This window comes from Photorhabdus antumapuensis, from assembly GCF_020387775.1.
GTDB classification, from domain to species: Bacteria; Pseudomonadota; Gammaproteobacteria; order Enterobacterales; family Enterobacteriaceae; genus Photorhabdus; species Photorhabdus antumapuensis.
In genome coordinates this window covers 27,026-43,250 of the sequence record NZ_JAHZMK010000049.1, presented here as the reverse complement: position 1 = coordinate 43,250, position 16,225 = coordinate 27,026, and the positions used below count along the sequence as shown (strand labels likewise).

Below are 16,225 nucleotides of genomic sequence, written 5' to 3'. Positions count from 1 at the left end.
CAGGAATCCTGACGGTACCCCAGTTTCGGTCTGCCAGTAATTATCAATAACAGGGACGTTGATAGCCCCGGCAATCCAGCGGGCGGTATGTTCATCAAGCGGTTCTCCCGCCAAATACAATGACTTAAGTGATGAAATATCGTATTCATTGATATATTCAACCGAATATTTTTTCAGTACACGAATAGCTGTAGGAGCTGAAAACATCCGTGTTACTTGATACTTTTCTACTATTTTCCACCAAATACCCGCATCTGGCCGTATCGGCAGCCCTTCATACATAATCGTTGCCATTCCTGCAATTAAAGGAGCATAAACAATATAAGAATGCCCGACGATCCAGCCAATATCTGATGTGCTGAAAAATACCTCACCCGCTTCACCGCCAAAAATGATATCCATAGATGTTGCCAGTGCGACAGCATAACCTCCGACATCACGCTGAACACCTTTTGGGGTGCCCGTCGTGCCAGATGTATAAAGCACACAGGAGATTTCATTTGATTCAAGCCAAGTCACGGGAACGTCAGAATCAAGGTATTCTTGCCGCAATGTTGCGAAATCAATATCTCTCCCCGGTACCCAAACCATTTCTGCCAGCCCGCGGTTAACCATCAACACATGGTAGGGTTTGTGGTTCGCCAGTTCGATGGCTTCATCTAACAATGGCTTGTAAGGAATAATTTTTCCACCACGAGATCCCACATCCGCAGACACCACCAGCACAGGCTCGGCATTATCCAACCGTGTAGCAAGGCTCTGGGCAGCAAAACCACCAAAAACAACCGAGTGAACTGCGCCGATACGGGCACAAGCGAGCAAAACAAACAGTGCTTCGGCAATCATCGGCATATATACCAAAACCCTGTCGCCTTTTTTAACACCCAGAGAAAGCATCATGGCCGCCGTTCTGCTCACTTCCTGATGTAATTCCCTGAAAGTGAATACTTTCTCACTATTCGTTTCTGTCGAAATCGTGATGAGCGCCTTAGCATCAGGCTGGCTTTCCAGCCAGCGATCCAACGCGTTGTAGCATAGGTTGGTTTTCCCCCCGCAAAACCAATGAGCAAAGGGAGGATTACTATAATCCAGCACTTGCTCGAACGGGTGTTGCCAGAAAATACGTTGAGCCTGCTCAGCCCAGAATGCGTTGGGATCATCAATGGATTGCTGATAAAAAGCGTTGAATGACATAATCTCTCCTATGTGCTGCGTGATGATAAAGCGGCACTTTGGGAGAGCGGCCGCCGATAGTATTGGAAATTCAGATAACGTATAAATCGAGGTATTCGTTTACCGACATGTTTTCTAGCAACGAACGGTCAAGGGAAACAGACAGGATTTTGCTCTGTTGTGTTTCAGGGAACTGACGTGCCAGGTTGATTTTGAATTTTTTCAGCAATAATGGAATGCCTTCCTTACGGCGACGAGCATGGCCGATGGGGAATTCGACTTTAACTTCATTAAGTTGGCTGCCATCTGCAAACACAATAGTTAATGCGTTAGCAATAGAGCGTTTTTCCGGATCATGATAATCACGGGTAAAATCAAGATCTTCAACACACACTATTTTTTCCCGCAGTGCATCAATGCGGGGATCTGCCGCAACGCTATCTTCGTAATCCGCCGCAGTAAGACGACCAAAGATCAAAGGAATCGCAACCATGTACTGAATACAGTGGTCTCTGTCCGCAGGATTGTTTAACGGGCCTTGTTTATCAATAATCCGTATGCAAGCTTCATGGGTACGAATAGTGATTTTTATAATGTCATTGATGGTCTTGCCGGTGTCTTTTAGTTGCTGATGCAGGCTCATTGCCGCTTCCACCGCAGTTTGCGCATGAAATTCTGCCGGGAAAGCAATCTTGAACAACACGTTTTCCATCACATAAGAGCCATATGTACGCTGGAATTTGAAAGGCTGACCATTGAACAAGACATCATAGAATCCCCACGTTTTTGCGGTTAATACCGAGGGATATCCCATTTCACCCTTTTGCGCCATCAGGGCCAAGCGAACCGAGCGGGATGTTGCATCACCGGCAGCCCAAGATTTACGTGAGCCGGTATTGGGAGCGTGACGGTAAGTTCGCAGTGATTGACCATCAACCCAAGCCAGTGATACCGCACTCAGGATCTCTTCCCGATTCAACCCCAACATTTCAGCAACAACAGCGGTCGAAGCCACTTTTACCAGCACGACATGATCTAAACCAACTTTATTGAATGCATTCTCCAGTGCAAGACATCCCTGAATTTCATGTGCTTTAACCATACCCGTCAAAACATCTTTGATCGTGAGAGGCTTTTTCCCACCAGCAACAGCATTTCTTGATAGCCAGTCAGCCACTGCCAAGATGCCACCAAGGTTATCGGATGGATGCCCCCATTCAGCGGCAAGCCATGTGTCATTGAAATCCAGCCACCGGATCATCGTACCAATGTTAAACGCCGCCTGTACCGGATCGAGCTGGAACTGTGTTCCCGGCACACGTACACCATTGGGTACAATTGTCCCCGGCACAATCGGCCCTAGCAATTTCTTACAAGCCGGGTATTCCAGCGCCTCCAGCCCGCAACCTAATGTATCCAGAAAGCAGTAATAAGCCGTTTCATAGGCAACGGATGATGTGATGGCGTATGCCATAACATAATCCACAATATCCACAATCACTTGATCGTATTCACAGCGATTGCTTGCAACAGAGGTAGACATAATAATTCCTTGTTAAAAAAACACTCATGCAGGAATCCTGCATCAAAAAGAACGTTATCCACGTTTATCAATTGGCGTAAGTACGCGATTTTCTGGCCCAATGTAATTGGCTGAAGGGCGAATAATTTTGTTATCAATACGTTGTTCAATGATGTGAGCAGCCCATCCCGCTGTGCGGGCAATCACAAACAACGGTGTAAACATCGCAGTTGGCACGCCCATCATGTGATAGGAAACCGCTGAGAACCAATCAAGATTCGGGAACATTTTTTTGTTGGCCCACATCACCGCTTCTAGTCGATCCGCGATATCAAACATTTTGGTGGTTCCTGCCTCTTTAGAAAGTTGCAGAGCCACATCTTTAATGACGTTGTGACGGGGATCTGAAATGGTGTAAACCGGATGACCAAAGCCGATAATGACCTCTTTTCTCGCCAAGCGCACCAGAATATCACTCTCTGCCTCATCAGGATTTTCATAGCGCTGTTGAATTTCAAAAGAGACTTCGTTTGCTCCACCGTGTTTTGGCCCTCTCAACGCACCAATCGCCCCAATGATAGCGGAGTAGATATCTGTGCCAGTTCCTGCAATAACCCGACTGGTAAATGTCGAGGCATTAAATTCGTGTTCAGCATAAAGGATTAGAGAGGTATGCATGGTTTTTTCCCATGATTCACTGGGTTTTTTACCATGCAAGAGATGCAGAAAATGTCCGCCTATCGACTCATCATCGGTTTCTACCTCAATGCGGCGTCCATTGTGGCTATAGTGATACCAATAGAGCAACATGGAGCTGAGAGAAGCCAGTAATCTGTCAGCAATATCACGCGCTCCCGCAAAATTATGATCGTCTTTTTCAGGCAATGTACAACCAAGAACCGAGACTCCAGTACGCATAACATCCATCGGATGGGCGGCTGCGGGCAATGTTTCCAATGCTGCCTTTACGCTACCCGGCAGACCTCGCAGTGCAGTTAATTTCGTTTTATAGGCAGACAATTCAGCACGGGAAGGCAATTTTTCATGAATCAGTAGGTATGCAACTTCTTCGAATTCACACTGGGTTGCAAGATCAAGAATATCGTAACCACGGTAGTGCAGATCATTACCGGTTTTTCCAACTGTACAAAGTGCCGTGTTACCCGCATTGACGCCAGAAAGGGCTACAGACTTTTTAGGCTTGAAAGTGGTTAACTCAGTCATCGTGTTCTGTTCGCTCATGGGTATCACCTCTACTGTTTTTATGCCATATAAAACGGCGAAATTAGGTGGGGCTGTCCGTCATTGAGATTTTTTCTGGGAGAAAAGCAGATCCAGTTTTTGTTCAAAATCGTAGTAGTTGATGCTTTCGTATAACTCATTGCGAGTCTGCATCATGCTGATCACACTCTTCTGTGTCCCTTCGCGGCGAAGTGTGGTGTAAACCTGCTCGGCTGCCTTATTCATTGCCCGGAAAGCAGAAAGTGGATAAAGCGCAATAGAGACATCCACACTTTTCAACTCTTCAGTCGTGAAAAGTGGAGTTGCACCAAATTCAGTGATATTGGCGAGTATTGGAACCCCGGTTGTTGACGCAAATGTTTGATACATATGTAATTCAGTGATCGCCTCAGGAAACAGCATGTCTGCCCCGGCTTCGATATAGGCTTTTGCCCTGTCAAGAGCCGCTGCTAATCCTTCAACAGCCAACGCATCAGTGCGGGCCATAATGACGAAATTTTTATCAGTACGGGCATCAACGGCGGCCTTGATGCGATCAACCATTTCTTCTTTAGACACAATCTCTTTATTCGGGCGATGACCGCAGCGCTTCGCACCGACCTGATCCTCAATATGCAGCCCCGCCGCCCCTGCTTTAATCATGGAACACACAGTGCGGGCCACATTAAAGGCAGAAGAACCAAAACCGATATCAGCATCCACCAACAATGGCAAATCGCATACGTCGGTAATACGACGAATATCTGTTAACACATCATCCAGCGTTGAAATTCCCAGATCAGGCATACCCAATGAACCCGCAGATACACCGCCACCAGAAAGATAGATAGCTTTATAGCCCGCCCGTTTTGCCAGCAACGCATGATTCGCATTAATGGTACCGACAACCTGTAGCGGGGATTCAGCTTCTATCGCCTGACGAAATGCCAAACCGGCAGAGGAAAGCGTCATACAAGACCTCATTGTTATTATAATGAAACACATTTGTTACTTATCATGTTACTTAGCAATATACGTACCAATAAAGTAAAAAATAGCTGACTGTTTTAAAAAACAAACACAATAAAAAGTTAATATTTTGTTTTTTAATTAAAAAATAGCACTAAGAATATTTATTAGCTTGTAGGAAAGTACCATTGATAGAAAAACCCATCTGTTTCATAATGAATCAATTACGTTTCATGAAACACGAATGAAACAATTGCGAAACATTGAATGATTGTGGTGGGAAAAGCGAATAAAGTGCAGCTAAGGAAAACAACGTACAGAACGTACAAATAGAGGAATAGCATGGCAGAAACACCATCAACAGAGCGTGATAACCGTGATAAACCGGTCATTTGGACAGTATCTGTTTCCCGTCTTTTTGATCTCTTCCGTGATATCACACCAGAGTTCGATCATCAGGCCAATATCACGCCTATCCAACTTGGGTTTGAAAATGCGGTTCAGCATATTCGTCAACGGTTAACAACTGAATGTTGTGATGCCGTGCTCTGTGCCGGCTCCAACGGAGCTTATCTTAAAAGTCGTTTGTCAGTACCGGTTATTATTGCCAAAGCCAGTGGATTTGATTTTATGCAGGCATTAGCCCGCGCACGACAAATCAGCTCCCGTATTGGTGTTATCACCTATCAGAATACATTACCTGCGCTAGAAGAATTTCAACAACGGTTCAACCTGCGCATTGAACAACGCAGTTACGTAACGGAAGAAGATGCACGGGCCCAAGTCAATGCACTAAAAGCCATTGGCATTAAAGTGATTGTCGGTGCCGGGCTAATTACCGATCTCGCCTATGAAGCTGAATTGGTAGGTGTTTTTGTCTACTCTGCTGATTCTATTCGCCAGGCATTCCATGATGCACTGGATATCGCCAGAATGACCAAGCTCAGCCAAGCTTCAATTTCTGCCTACCCAACCGAGAATACCTTGCGTACCCGCCACACTCTCAATGATATCCGGGGAAATTCAGCGATGATGGAACATGTGCGCAACACTATTATGCTATATGCCCGTTCGCCTGCCACAGTGCTGATACAGGGGGAAAGTGGCACAGGGAAGGAGCTAGTAGCACAAGCCATTCACCATGAATATGCCCTGCGGTATGGTCAGGTTGCAGGTAAACATCAACGCCCGTTTGTCGCCGTTAACTGTGGAGCTATTGCGGAATCTCTACTGGAAGCTGAATTGTTTGGTTATGAGGAAGGGGCTTTCACCGGTTCACGACGCGGAGGGCGTGCAGGTCTCTTTGAAGTTGCGCATCGGGGCACGCTATTTCTGGATGAAATTGGTGAAATGCCACTGCCTCTTCAAACACGGCTATTGCGGGTACTGGAAGAAAAATCCGTTGTCAGAGTAGGAGGACACCGCCCCATTGCTGTTGATGTTCGGATCATTTGCGCCACACATTGCGATCTGGATACCTGGGTTCGAGAAGGACGTTTTCGAACAGACCTGTTCTATCGCCTGAGTGTATTGCGGATCAACATTCCGGCCCTCAAGGAAAGAGGTCACGATATTGGTATATTGGCGCTGGAATATCTGCGACGAGCATTTGCTGCATTGAACTTACCGGTATCACAATCAAGAGTGCAAGAGCTTGCTGCCTGTCAGGAGGCATTGCAAACCTATCATTGGCCCGGTAATGTCCGAGAACTACGTAATCTCATGGAACGACTCACGTTATACCTCAGTGCCCATCCTGAACATACCTTAACACCGGAATTGATATTGGCGCTTTCACCGGAGCGCCAATCTACACTCAAGCTAGCGGAACAAAGGATGAAGTCATCCCCTTCTTCAATTCAACAACCTTCACTTGTTGCACCACTTTCAGTTTATGAAACCTTGAAACGGTTTTCTGGCAATCACCATGCAACCGCAGAATATCTGGGGATTAGCCGTACTACGTTGTGGCGACGATTGAAGAAAGAAATGGCGGAGAATAAATAGCTAAAATGTTGCCTTGAAGTGCTTACGGTAGTCCTGTGGCGTGCTACCGAACATCCGGAAGAAACTGCGGCGTAAAGTATCTTCACAGCCAAAACCGCAACGGGAGGCTATACACTTGAGCGATAGCGTAGATTCAGCCAAAAGATAACGCGCCGCTTCTAAGCGGAATCGCTCCACCGCTTTGGCGGGTGTAATCCCTGTATGTTGGCTATAGTGGCGCACAAAGCTACGCTCACTCATATTGGCACGAGCGGCCAAAGCTGCCACTGAAAGGTCTCCCGCCAAATTGTTGGTCATCCAGGCGTGAAGATCTGCAAATTTACTCGTGCTGCTTTGTAACGCCAGTGGAGCACTAAACTGTTCCTGCCCACCAGGACGTTTGAGAAACATAACGAGATTCCGCGCAACATCCAGTGCCAGTTTATGGCCGAAATCCTCCTCCAGTAATGCCAGAGCCAAATCGATGCCTGCGGTGACACCAGCAGAAGTCCACACCGAGCCATCCTGAATAAAGATAGGATCACATTCCACCTGCAATTTACTGTAACGTCGGGCCAGTTCGGCACAACTACTCCAGTGCGTGACGACTCTACGGCCATCAAGCAACCCGCAGGCAGCCAGAATGAATGCTCCACTGCATACAGATACAATACGCCTGGCCAACAATGCATGTCCCTTTAACCAATTGCGCAATAGCGGATGGTTCGCCGCTAACTCAACGCCAGGACCCCCTGCAACGATCAAAGTATCAGCGGGAGAATCCAGCTCAGGCAAGGGTTCTGCCTGCACAGTTATTCCGGCCTGCGTCATTACCTGCCCGGGCTCACAAGCCACGACTTTTATGGCGTAGGGCCGCCTGCGCCCAGTCTTCTCTGCCAGCTCATTGGCGGTAGTAAAGACCTGCAATGGCCCTGAAAGGTCCAGCAGATTTACGTTGGGGAAGATCAGAAAATAGAGAGTTTTAATGTCCATAAAGGCAATTATGGCACTTGGCGTAAATCGTCGCCATATTGGCATATACGCCAATCAGTTAACGGTTACAGTTGCCTCATCAATTCACTACCGGGAATAACAGATATTCGGCGATCGATAAAAATAGCGGCATACGAATTTCTGTTCGCTTCTCAATCTCGATAAGGAAAACTTCTCCATGAAAAACACATCCAAGGAATATCCTGCGGCATTATCTTCGTTAATGAAAGCATCGTCTGGAGAAAAACCCACTCTCGCTTTTGTCATTTTCCCAGGCATGACGCCACTTGATATGATTGGTCCTGCGACAGTTCTTGAAGTCGGAGAATGGTTAAATATTGAATATGTTTGGCACGATTTACTTCCGGTGCGTACTGAGCTGGCATATATATCATTCTCGCCAAGCATTACGTTTGAGCAGTTAGATAAAGTTGATATCTTATGTGTTCCCGGTACAGGAAATCCTTATGCTTTGCTTTCCGAATTAGACATGCTTGATTGGATACATAAAGTGGGCAGTAAAGCATCCTGGGTCACCAGCGTGTGTACAGGATCTATCCTGTTAGGGGCCGCTGGCTTGCTAAAAGGGTATCAAGCAGCGACTCATTGGTCGATGACAGACGATCTCAACAAATTCGGTGCAATACCGGTTAATAAAAGAGTCGTTATCGATAGAAACCGGGTCACTGGGGGTGGAGTCACCGCAGGTATTGATTTCGGTTTAACATTGCTTGCTGAAATCAAAGGTGAAGAATATGCACAAACAGTCCAACTGGCGATGCAATATAGCCCAGAACCGCCGTTCAATAGCGGCATGCCAGAACTCGCCGGCAAAGAAATAACCCATGCCACGCTTCAAGCTATATTTTCCAATGTGGAAAAACAGACGCCTGATTACAAAGAAATATTAATTAAAAGCGCCAAGAGAATATCAGATATTTACTGAATATATTTTCGTATTACGGCTCAATTCAACCTGTTTCAGCGTTCACTTATTTACCAATAACGGAAATATTTCCTATTCTAAGAACGGCTAATTCATAGGTGCATAAATCCAGATTTGTTTTTTTAGATTAAAAGGTATAGGCAACCAATCCGGTTGCCGCTTCCAAGAGAAAGTTTATCGGATTACGATGTTTCAAATATTCTACTTGAGGAATATTCTTTAATTATTCAAATACTATTTCAATTAAAAAGCTTAATACCCGACAGAAAAAGTATGATTTCAAACTTATCCAAATAATATACCGCTTATATGTAAAGTTTTGCCCACTTATTTACACGAACTTTCATGCCGATTAAGGTATCAGCATAAGTCAATCGGCTATTTGTTCAAGTTCGTTCTGGCTCAATCCAGTAGTTTTCATTATTGTTTCATGATCAATACCATTGTTCATCATTCTACAGGCGATTTCCAGAATCTCCTGTTTTTTACCTTTCTGTAATCCTTCTTGGTATGCTTCTTGGTATGCTTCCTGAAATCCTTCTCGGAACGCTTTCTGCTCCAGTTTTTGCGCTATTGTCATCAATTACCTCCTCATATTTCTAGGGGACGGTCCGTTACTCGCTGGACAAGCCCCTCTTCTAACACGAATCTTTAAATACCGATTACGGCTCTCAGCACGAATCAGTGACGTATTTGTTCAAGTTCGTTCTGGCTCAACCCTGTACTTTTCATTATCGTTTCATAATCGATACCATTGTTCATCATTCTACAGGCGACTTCCAGAATTGCCTGTTTTTTACCTTTCTCTTCACCTTTCTGTAATCCTTCCTTAAGCCCTTCTTGATGTCCTTTATGTTGCAACTTCTGCGCTATTGTCATCAGTACCTCCTCATACTTCGGGAACTGTTCTGCCAGTTGCCGGATAAAACCTTCTGGATCGGCGGTATCTCCCACCAGTAATATGTAGTTTAGCATGCTTTTTAGCAGCTCATATGTATAATAATCATACGCAAACAACATGGTCAGCTCTTGCTGTAACTCCGCCATATCACGTTGCCGGATATGTTTTTGTACTATTTCCAGTAGTGCAACCCGTTTGTGCGTCAGGATTTCATCATCCGGGATTACCGTCACATCCACCAGCGGAAACGCGCTGGAATAGATCTCTTCCGCCAGAGCCGAAGCATCGAAGCAGTCGAACCAGTTGGTACTCCACGGATACGGCCGTATTTTTCCATGATAAAACAACACCGGAATAACCAGCGGCAATTTTTCATGTCCCTGCTCTAGATGCCACTGCATTGCTGAAATACTGTAACGCATCAGCCGGAATGCCATCATCTTATCCGGGGAACTCTGGTGTTCAATCACACAATACACATAACTCTCACCCTGCGTAGTTTTTAGTGAATACAGAATGTCGGAATAATGTACCCGCAGATTGTCCTCAATAAATGACCCCGATTCCAGTTGCAGTGTATCAAGATCACAAACTGCCCGTAATGTGGCAGGTAAGTGTATCTCTAGAAAATCTCTGGCGGTATCAATATGACTTAAAAACTTTTTAAAAATAGCATCATGTGGCGTCGGTGTATTTTTTCTTTTCATAAGAGGATAGTAGCATATTTTCTTTTATATTAAAGGGATATTAAATAAATACCGTTTTCAGCTTGAATGCCGAAACGGTATTTCAGATAATAATTAATGCATTTCAGTTAAATAATTCAATAATAGAACATTTTAAAAATAACAATTAATTAGTCCAATCAAGACTAATTAATTGTTCTACGGAACTAATTAACTATTTCCATTAATATGATCTTACAGCAGATTTTAATGCCTTAATATCCGAAGCACAGAGATAGGGTTTTAAAGCATTAAATTTCTCTTCTGACCAATCATATATTTTTAACGCAAGTAGCTCATTGATAATGTGCGGCTCAAAGCGATATTTAACTAATTTCGCAGGCGTTCCAGCAATAATACTATATGGCTCAACATCTTTAGTTACAACGCTATTAGCAGCAACGATAGCACCTTCACCAATGGTGACGCCAGGCATAATCATTGAACGCATACCAAGCCACACACCATCATGAATATGCGTGTCACCCTTACCTACATATGCCTCTTCAATATATTCCATGAATGGATATAAACAGAACCAATCCGCTCTGTGTGTATTGTTTCCACCCATAAGAATGATAGTTTCAGCACCTATGCAAACATAATCGCCAATATACAATTTATCAATCGGCCATTTAGACTCCCATTGAAGACTGATCTTATCACCGTACAAATAACGAACGACAGATTCTTCAAAAACGCCGCTCCAGCAATCGCTATAATAGCTATGAGTTCCTTTGATGACAATATTCGGATTAGTTACAGCTTCATGCAAAAATTGAATTTTTGACCAATGTTTTTCTTTCATGGTAAATAGTCTCTATTAATTATTCATTTACCATAGAATGCTTTCTATGGTGATGTATCCACATTCAAAATACATCACTCCTAGCTGATTCGGGGTTGATTTAATAACGGGATTCTTTTCATATTAGGCGATGAGTTAGTTATTAACTTATATCGGTTATCATTCGTAAATTCTTTTGATCTTATTTACATCATATCAAAAGATATATTTTCAATGCGAACTACTCAGCATTTTTTAGGAAGAAGCAAAACTGGAGCGAGCGAAGGGAATCGAACCCTCGTATAGAGCTTGGGAAGCTCTCGTTCTGCCATTGAACTACGCTCGCTTAGAGATAACATAAATTATTATAGCGGCTTCGTTGGCATCAGCAAGCCATTATCTGTTTAAGTTGTCTATATTTCAGGCAGTTGAAAATAAAAACTCCCCCGGTAACTATGCCATAGGGGAGTTAGAATTTAATTCAAGCTGTTATTTCTGCGGGCGCATTGCCGGGAACAGAATGACATCACGGATAGTATGGCTATCTGTCAACAACATAATCATACGGTCAATACCAATACCCAAACCGGCTGTTGGCGGCATACCGTGTTCCAAAGCCGTTATATAATCTTCATCGTAGAACATGGCTTCGTCATCACCTTCGTCTTTCTGGCGAACTTGCTCAGCAAAACGTTCAGCCTGATCTTCGGCATCATTCAATTCTGAAAAGCCGTTACCAATCTCACGTCCACCAATAAAGAATTCAAAACGGTCGGTGATAAACGGATTTTCATCATTACGACGTGCTAGTGGAGAAACTTCTGCCGGGTATTCAGTGATAAATGTAGGTTGAATCAGGTGGCTTTCAGCTGTTTCTTCAAAGATTTCACACTGAATACGACCAAGGCCCCAACCTTTTTCCACTTCAATACCAAGAGATTCAGCGATAGCCACCGCCTTATCCATATCATCCAAATCAGCTATGTTGGTTTCAGGACGATATTTGCAAATGGCCTCTTTCATGGTCATTTGGGCAAAGGGTTTACCGAAATCGAATTCCTGCTCGCCATAGTTAACCAGAGTATTACCCAAAATATTCTGCGTCAGCGTGCGGAACAGCTCTTCTGTCAGGGTAATCAGATCTTTGTAATCCGCATAAGCCATGTAGAGTTCCATCATGGTGAACTCAGGGTTATGGCGCGGAGATACGCCTTCGTTACGGAAGTTGCGGTTAATTTCAAATACACGTTCAAAACCACCAACAACCAGACGTTTCAGGTAAAGTTCCGGCGCAATACGCAGATACATATCAATATCCAGCGCATTATGGTGAGTAATAAATGGACGAGCTGCCGCACCACCAGGGATTACCTGCATCATTGGTGTTTCCACTTCCATAAAGCCTTTACTGACCATAAAGCTACGCAGGGCCGACAAGACTTGAGAACGAATTTGGAAAGTTTTGCGCGATTCGTCATTGGCGATCAGATCCAGATAACGCTGGCGGTAACGAGTTTCCTGATCAGCCAAGCCGTGGAATTTATCCGGCAATGGACGCAGCGCTTTTGTCAGCAGACGCAGTTCAGTACAGTGAATGGAAAGTTCACCCGTTTTGGTTTTAAACAGTTTGCCACGAGCCCCCAGAATGTCTCCCAGATCCCATTTTTTAAACTGTTCGTTATAAATACCTTCCGGCAGATCGTCACGGGCAACATATAACTGAATACGACCGCCCATATCCTGTAGCGTTACGAAAGAAGCCTTACCCATAATGCGACGCGTCATCATACGACCACCAACCGTCACTTCAATATTCAGTGCTTCCAACTCTTCCTGAGTTTTATCGTCATATTTCGCGTGCAAATCTTCTGAGATGTTTTCACGACGGAAATCATTCGGGAATACAATACCTTTTTCCCGTAAAGCTACCAGTTTTTCGCGGCGAGTTTGCAGTTCATTATTTAAATCGGGAGCCTGTTCCGCACCCTGCTGTTGTTGTGACATTTTAGTTCCTCATAAGCCAGCTTTAAGGCTTGCTTCAATGAATTTGTCCAGATCACCATCCAGCACCGCTTGTGTATTGCGAGTTTCAACGCCGGTGCGCAAGTCTTTGATGCGTGAATCATCCAGAACATAAGAGCGAATTTGACTACCCCAACCAATATCGGATTTATTTTCTTCCATTTCCTGTTTATTGGCGTTCTTTTTCTGCATCTCCAGTTCATACAGCTTCGCTTTTAGCTGTTTCATCGCCTGGTCTTTATTTTTATGCTGAGAACGATCATTTTGACACTGAGTCACAATGTTGGTTGGAATATGGGTAATACGCACCGCAGATTCTGTTTTATTGACGTGCTGACCACCCGCGCCAGATGCGCGGTAAACATCGATACGTAAGTCTGCTGGATTAATTTCAATATCAATATCATCATCCACTTCAGGATAGATGAAAGCAGAACTGAATGAAGTATGGCGACGACCGCCAGAATCAAATGGGCTTTTACGTACCAAACGGTGAACACCGGTTTCAGTACGCAACCAACCATAAGCATAATCGCCCATAATCTTAATGGTCGCTGATTTCAGGCCAGCAACTTCACCATCTGATTCTTCAATGATTTCAGTTTTAAAACCTTTGGATTCAGCCCAACGCAAATACATACGCATTAGCATACTTGCCCAATCCTGGGCCTCGGTACCACCAGAGCCTGCCTGCAAGTCAAGATAACAGTCAGCACTGTCGTACTCACCAGAAAACATTCGGCGAAATTCTAACTGACCCAATTTGCCTTCAAGCTGTTCCAGCTCTACCACAGTTTCATTAAAAGTCTCTTCATCGTCAGCTTCTACTGCCAGTTCCAGTAAACCTTGTACATCTTCCAGACCCTGCTCAAGCTGATCGATAGTTTCAACAATCTCGTCTAATGAGGAACGTTCTTTACCCAAAGCCTGTGCCCGCTCCGGTTCATTCCAAACATCAGGCTGTTCCAATTCAGCATTAACTTCTTCTAAACGCTCTTTTTTGACATCGTAGTCAAAGATACCCCCTCAGAACCGTTGTCCGTTCAGACAGGTCCTGAATGTGGTTTTTTACCGGATTAATTTCAAACATATTCTCGTGTCTTACGTTGTATAGTCGTAGATAAATGGATAATTTTCGAACCGCGTATTGTAGCGGATTCAGCACAGGGTTTATAGCACTTCAACAGATTTGTCACGTATTCATACGAGAGTACGCAACAGTGACTGACTACCTGCTGCTCAACTGTTAATAAGGCCAGAGATGTTGGATCAAAAGCTGTACACTACGGTTGCCACGAAATTCATTAACATCCAGTTTATAGGCAAGTTCTACTTCGCGGACACTGTTATCTGGCCAGCGGGTAGGATCGATATTGAACGCAATACCATCCAGCATCGGCCCACCATTTAATGGCTCTACTATCACCTTTAAATGACGCTCTCCAACAATACGCTGTTGCAGTAGTTTGAATTTACCGTCAAAAATAGGTTCCGGGAATGCCTGCCCCCAAGGACCACCATCACGCAACATTTCTGCCATGTCCAATGACAGTTGATTAGTCGCTAATTCACCATCACTCCAGATAACACCTTCAAGTTGTGAAATATCTAACCAATCCGCCATTAGCGTAGAAAAGTGATACTGAAATTGTTCGAATTTATCCTGTTCAAGTGACAAACCAGCCGCCATCGCATGACCACCAAATTTAAGTATCAACCCCGGATGCAAAGTATCAAGCCGCTCAAGCGCATCACGCATATGCAATCCCTGAACTGAACGACCAGAACCTTTCAAAATACCCTCGCCAGCCGGTGCAAAAGCGATAACAGGCCGATGAAAACGCTCTTTAATCCGGGAAGCCAGAATTCCAACTACCCCTTGATGCCATTCTGGATGATAGAGTGCTAGCCCATAAGGCAGTTCAGTGCTGGTACGTTCAAATTTGTCGCAGATTTGCAGTGCTTCCTGCTGCATTCCCTGCTCTATTTCACGACGAGTCTGGTTAAGACTGTCCAGTTCACAAGCTATCTGACGCGCCTGTGCCATGTCGTCAGTGAGCAATAAAGTGACGCCAATGGACATATCATCAAGGCGGCCAGCGGCATTCAGTCTTGGCCCCAGAAAAAAACCCAAATCGCTGGCTGTCAGTTTATAAGCATCACGATTGGAAACTTCCAGTAATGCGCGTATCCCCGCGCAACAACGCCCAGCACGAATACGATTCAATCCTTGATAAACCAGAATCCGGTTATTGGTATCCAAAGGTACAACATCGGCGACAGTTCCTAACGCAACCAAATCCAACATTTCCGCCAGATTTGGCAGCGCAATTCCTTGCTTTTCAAACCACTGATCTTTTCTCAGCGCCGACCTTAAAGCAGACATCAGATAAAATGTGACACCCACCCCGGCCAATGACTTAGACGGGAACGAACAATCGGCAAGATTAGGATTAATAATGGCATCAGCCGCCGGCAAAACGTCACCCGGCAAGTGATGATCCGTGACAATCACTTTCATATGGTGCTGATGGGCAGCCGCAACCCCTTCATGGGAAGAGATACCATTATCCACGGTAATAATTAGGTCAGCGCCTTTTTTAACAACCTCTTCTACCACCTGTGAACTTAAACCATAACCATCGTCAAAACGGTTTGGTACCAGATAATCCAGATGGCGATATCCCATCGAGCGTAATGATCGGATCGCCAATGCCGTACTGGTTGCCCCATCAGCATCAAAATCACCGACAATAACGATACGCCAATGTTCATGAAGTGCAGCCAACAAGAGCGCCACCGCCTGTTCCACACCACTCAGATGCTGATAATTCAATAACCCTTGAACACCACGCTCCAATTCATTAGCTTGCTGGATACCACGAACGGCATATAAACGACGCAGTAATGGATGAATCTGTTGTGGAAGATGACTGTCATCCACCGCCGGGCGGCGGCGAAGTTGTGTTTCAATATTCAC

Annotated in this window: 12 protein-coding genes, 1 tRNA gene and 1 pseudogene; 2 read left to right on the top strand and 12 right to left on the bottom strand. The window is 44.7% G+C overall.

The features are described 5' to 3' along the window. The 4 genes from KZ793_RS18110 to prpB all read right to left on the bottom strand — a co-directional run. Nucleotides 1-1,194: AMP-binding protein (locus tag KZ793_RS18110; protein WP_225816602.1), on the bottom strand; the 1,194-nt coding region annotated here is incomplete at its 3' end. A 70-nt stretch (nucleotides 1,195-1,264) separates the two neighbouring features. Beyond that, complete coding sequence (locus KZ793_RS18105) at nucleotides 1,265-2,716, bottom strand: bifunctional 2-methylcitrate dehydratase/aconitate hydratase (protein ID WP_225816601.1); 1,452 nt, start codon at nucleotides 2,714-2,716, stop codon at nucleotides 1,265-1,267. A gap of 54 nt (nucleotides 2,717-2,770) precedes the next feature. Further along, nucleotides 2,771-3,937, bottom strand: a complete 1,167-nt coding sequence (gene prpC / locus KZ793_RS18100) for a bifunctional 2-methylcitrate synthase/citrate synthase (protein WP_225816600.1) — start codon at nucleotides 3,935-3,937, stop codon at nucleotides 2,771-2,773. Nucleotides 3,938-3,997: 60 nt separating this feature from the next. After that, entirely contained in the window at nucleotides 3,998-4,888 is an 891-nt protein-coding gene (gene prpB, locus KZ793_RS18095) for a methylisocitrate lyase (protein WP_118986404.1), read from the bottom strand. Nucleotides 4,889-5,227: 339 nt separating this feature from the next. On the opposite strand from prpB, the gene prpR reads away from it, so the two are divergent. Continuing rightward, on the top strand, nucleotides 5,228-6,892 hold the full coding sequence (gene prpR, locus KZ793_RS18090; protein WP_225816599.1) for a propionate catabolism operon regulatory protein PrpR: 1,665 nt from the start codon (nucleotides 5,228-5,230) through the stop codon (nucleotides 6,890-6,892). Here the strand turns inward: prpR and KZ793_RS18085 are convergent, their stop codons facing one another. Beyond that, on the bottom strand, nucleotides 6,893-7,864 hold the full coding sequence (locus KZ793_RS18085; RefSeq protein ID WP_225816598.1) for a GlxA family transcriptional regulator: 972 nt from the start codon (nucleotides 7,862-7,864) through the stop codon (nucleotides 6,893-6,895). Between the two features lie 178 nt (nucleotides 7,865-8,042). Here KZ793_RS18085 and KZ793_RS18080 point away from each other — a divergent pair, with 178 nt between their 5' ends. Next, on the top strand, nucleotides 8,043-8,810 hold the full coding sequence (locus tag KZ793_RS18080; protein WP_225816597.1) for a DJ-1/PfpI family protein: 768 nt from the start codon (nucleotides 8,043-8,045) through the stop codon (nucleotides 8,808-8,810). A 370-nt stretch (nucleotides 8,811-9,180) separates the two neighbouring features. On the opposite strand, the pseudogene KZ793_RS18075 reads toward KZ793_RS18080, so the two are convergent. The 7 genes and pseudogenes from KZ793_RS18075 to recJ all read right to left on the bottom strand — a co-directional run. Then, a pseudogene (locus KZ793_RS18075) lies at nucleotides 9,181-9,409 on the bottom strand (ISNCY family transposase); the annotation flags it as partial. Nucleotides 9,410-9,491: 82 nt separating this feature from the next. Next, nucleotides 9,492-10,418 (bottom strand): Rpn family recombination-promoting nuclease/putative transposase, encoded by a 927-nt coding sequence (locus KZ793_RS18070; protein WP_225816596.1) that lies wholly within the window; start codon nucleotides 10,416-10,418, stop codon nucleotides 9,492-9,494. A gap of 202 nt (nucleotides 10,419-10,620) precedes the next feature. Continuing rightward, nucleotides 10,621-11,244, bottom strand: coding sequence for a CatB-related O-acetyltransferase (locus KZ793_RS18065; RefSeq protein WP_225816595.1), 624 nt, complete (start codon nucleotides 11,242-11,244; stop codon nucleotides 10,621-10,623). 251 nt (nucleotides 11,245-11,495) lie between these two features. Further along, nucleotides 11,496-11,569 (bottom strand) — tRNA-Gly (locus KZ793_RS18060). 143 nt (nucleotides 11,570-11,712) lie between these two features. Beyond that, entirely contained in the window at nucleotides 11,713-13,227 is a 1,515-nt protein-coding gene (lysS, locus tag KZ793_RS18055; protein WP_225816594.1) for a lysine--tRNA ligase, read from the bottom strand. A 9-nt stretch (nucleotides 13,228-13,236) separates the two neighbouring features. Further along, nucleotides 13,237-14,335, bottom strand: a protein-coding gene (prfB, locus tag KZ793_RS18050; protein WP_225816593.1) for a peptide chain release factor 2 whose coding sequence is annotated in 2 segments (ribosomal slippage) — nucleotides 13,237-14,259 and nucleotides 14,261-14,335 — 1,098 coding nt in all. Because the reading frame shifts where the segments join, the coding sequence is not laid out codon by codon here. Between the two features lie 156 nt (nucleotides 14,336-14,491). Beyond that, nucleotides 14,492-16,225, bottom strand: coding sequence for a single-stranded-DNA-specific exonuclease RecJ (gene recJ, locus KZ793_RS18045; protein ID WP_225816592.1), 1,734 nt, complete (start codon nucleotides 16,223-16,225; stop codon nucleotides 14,492-14,494).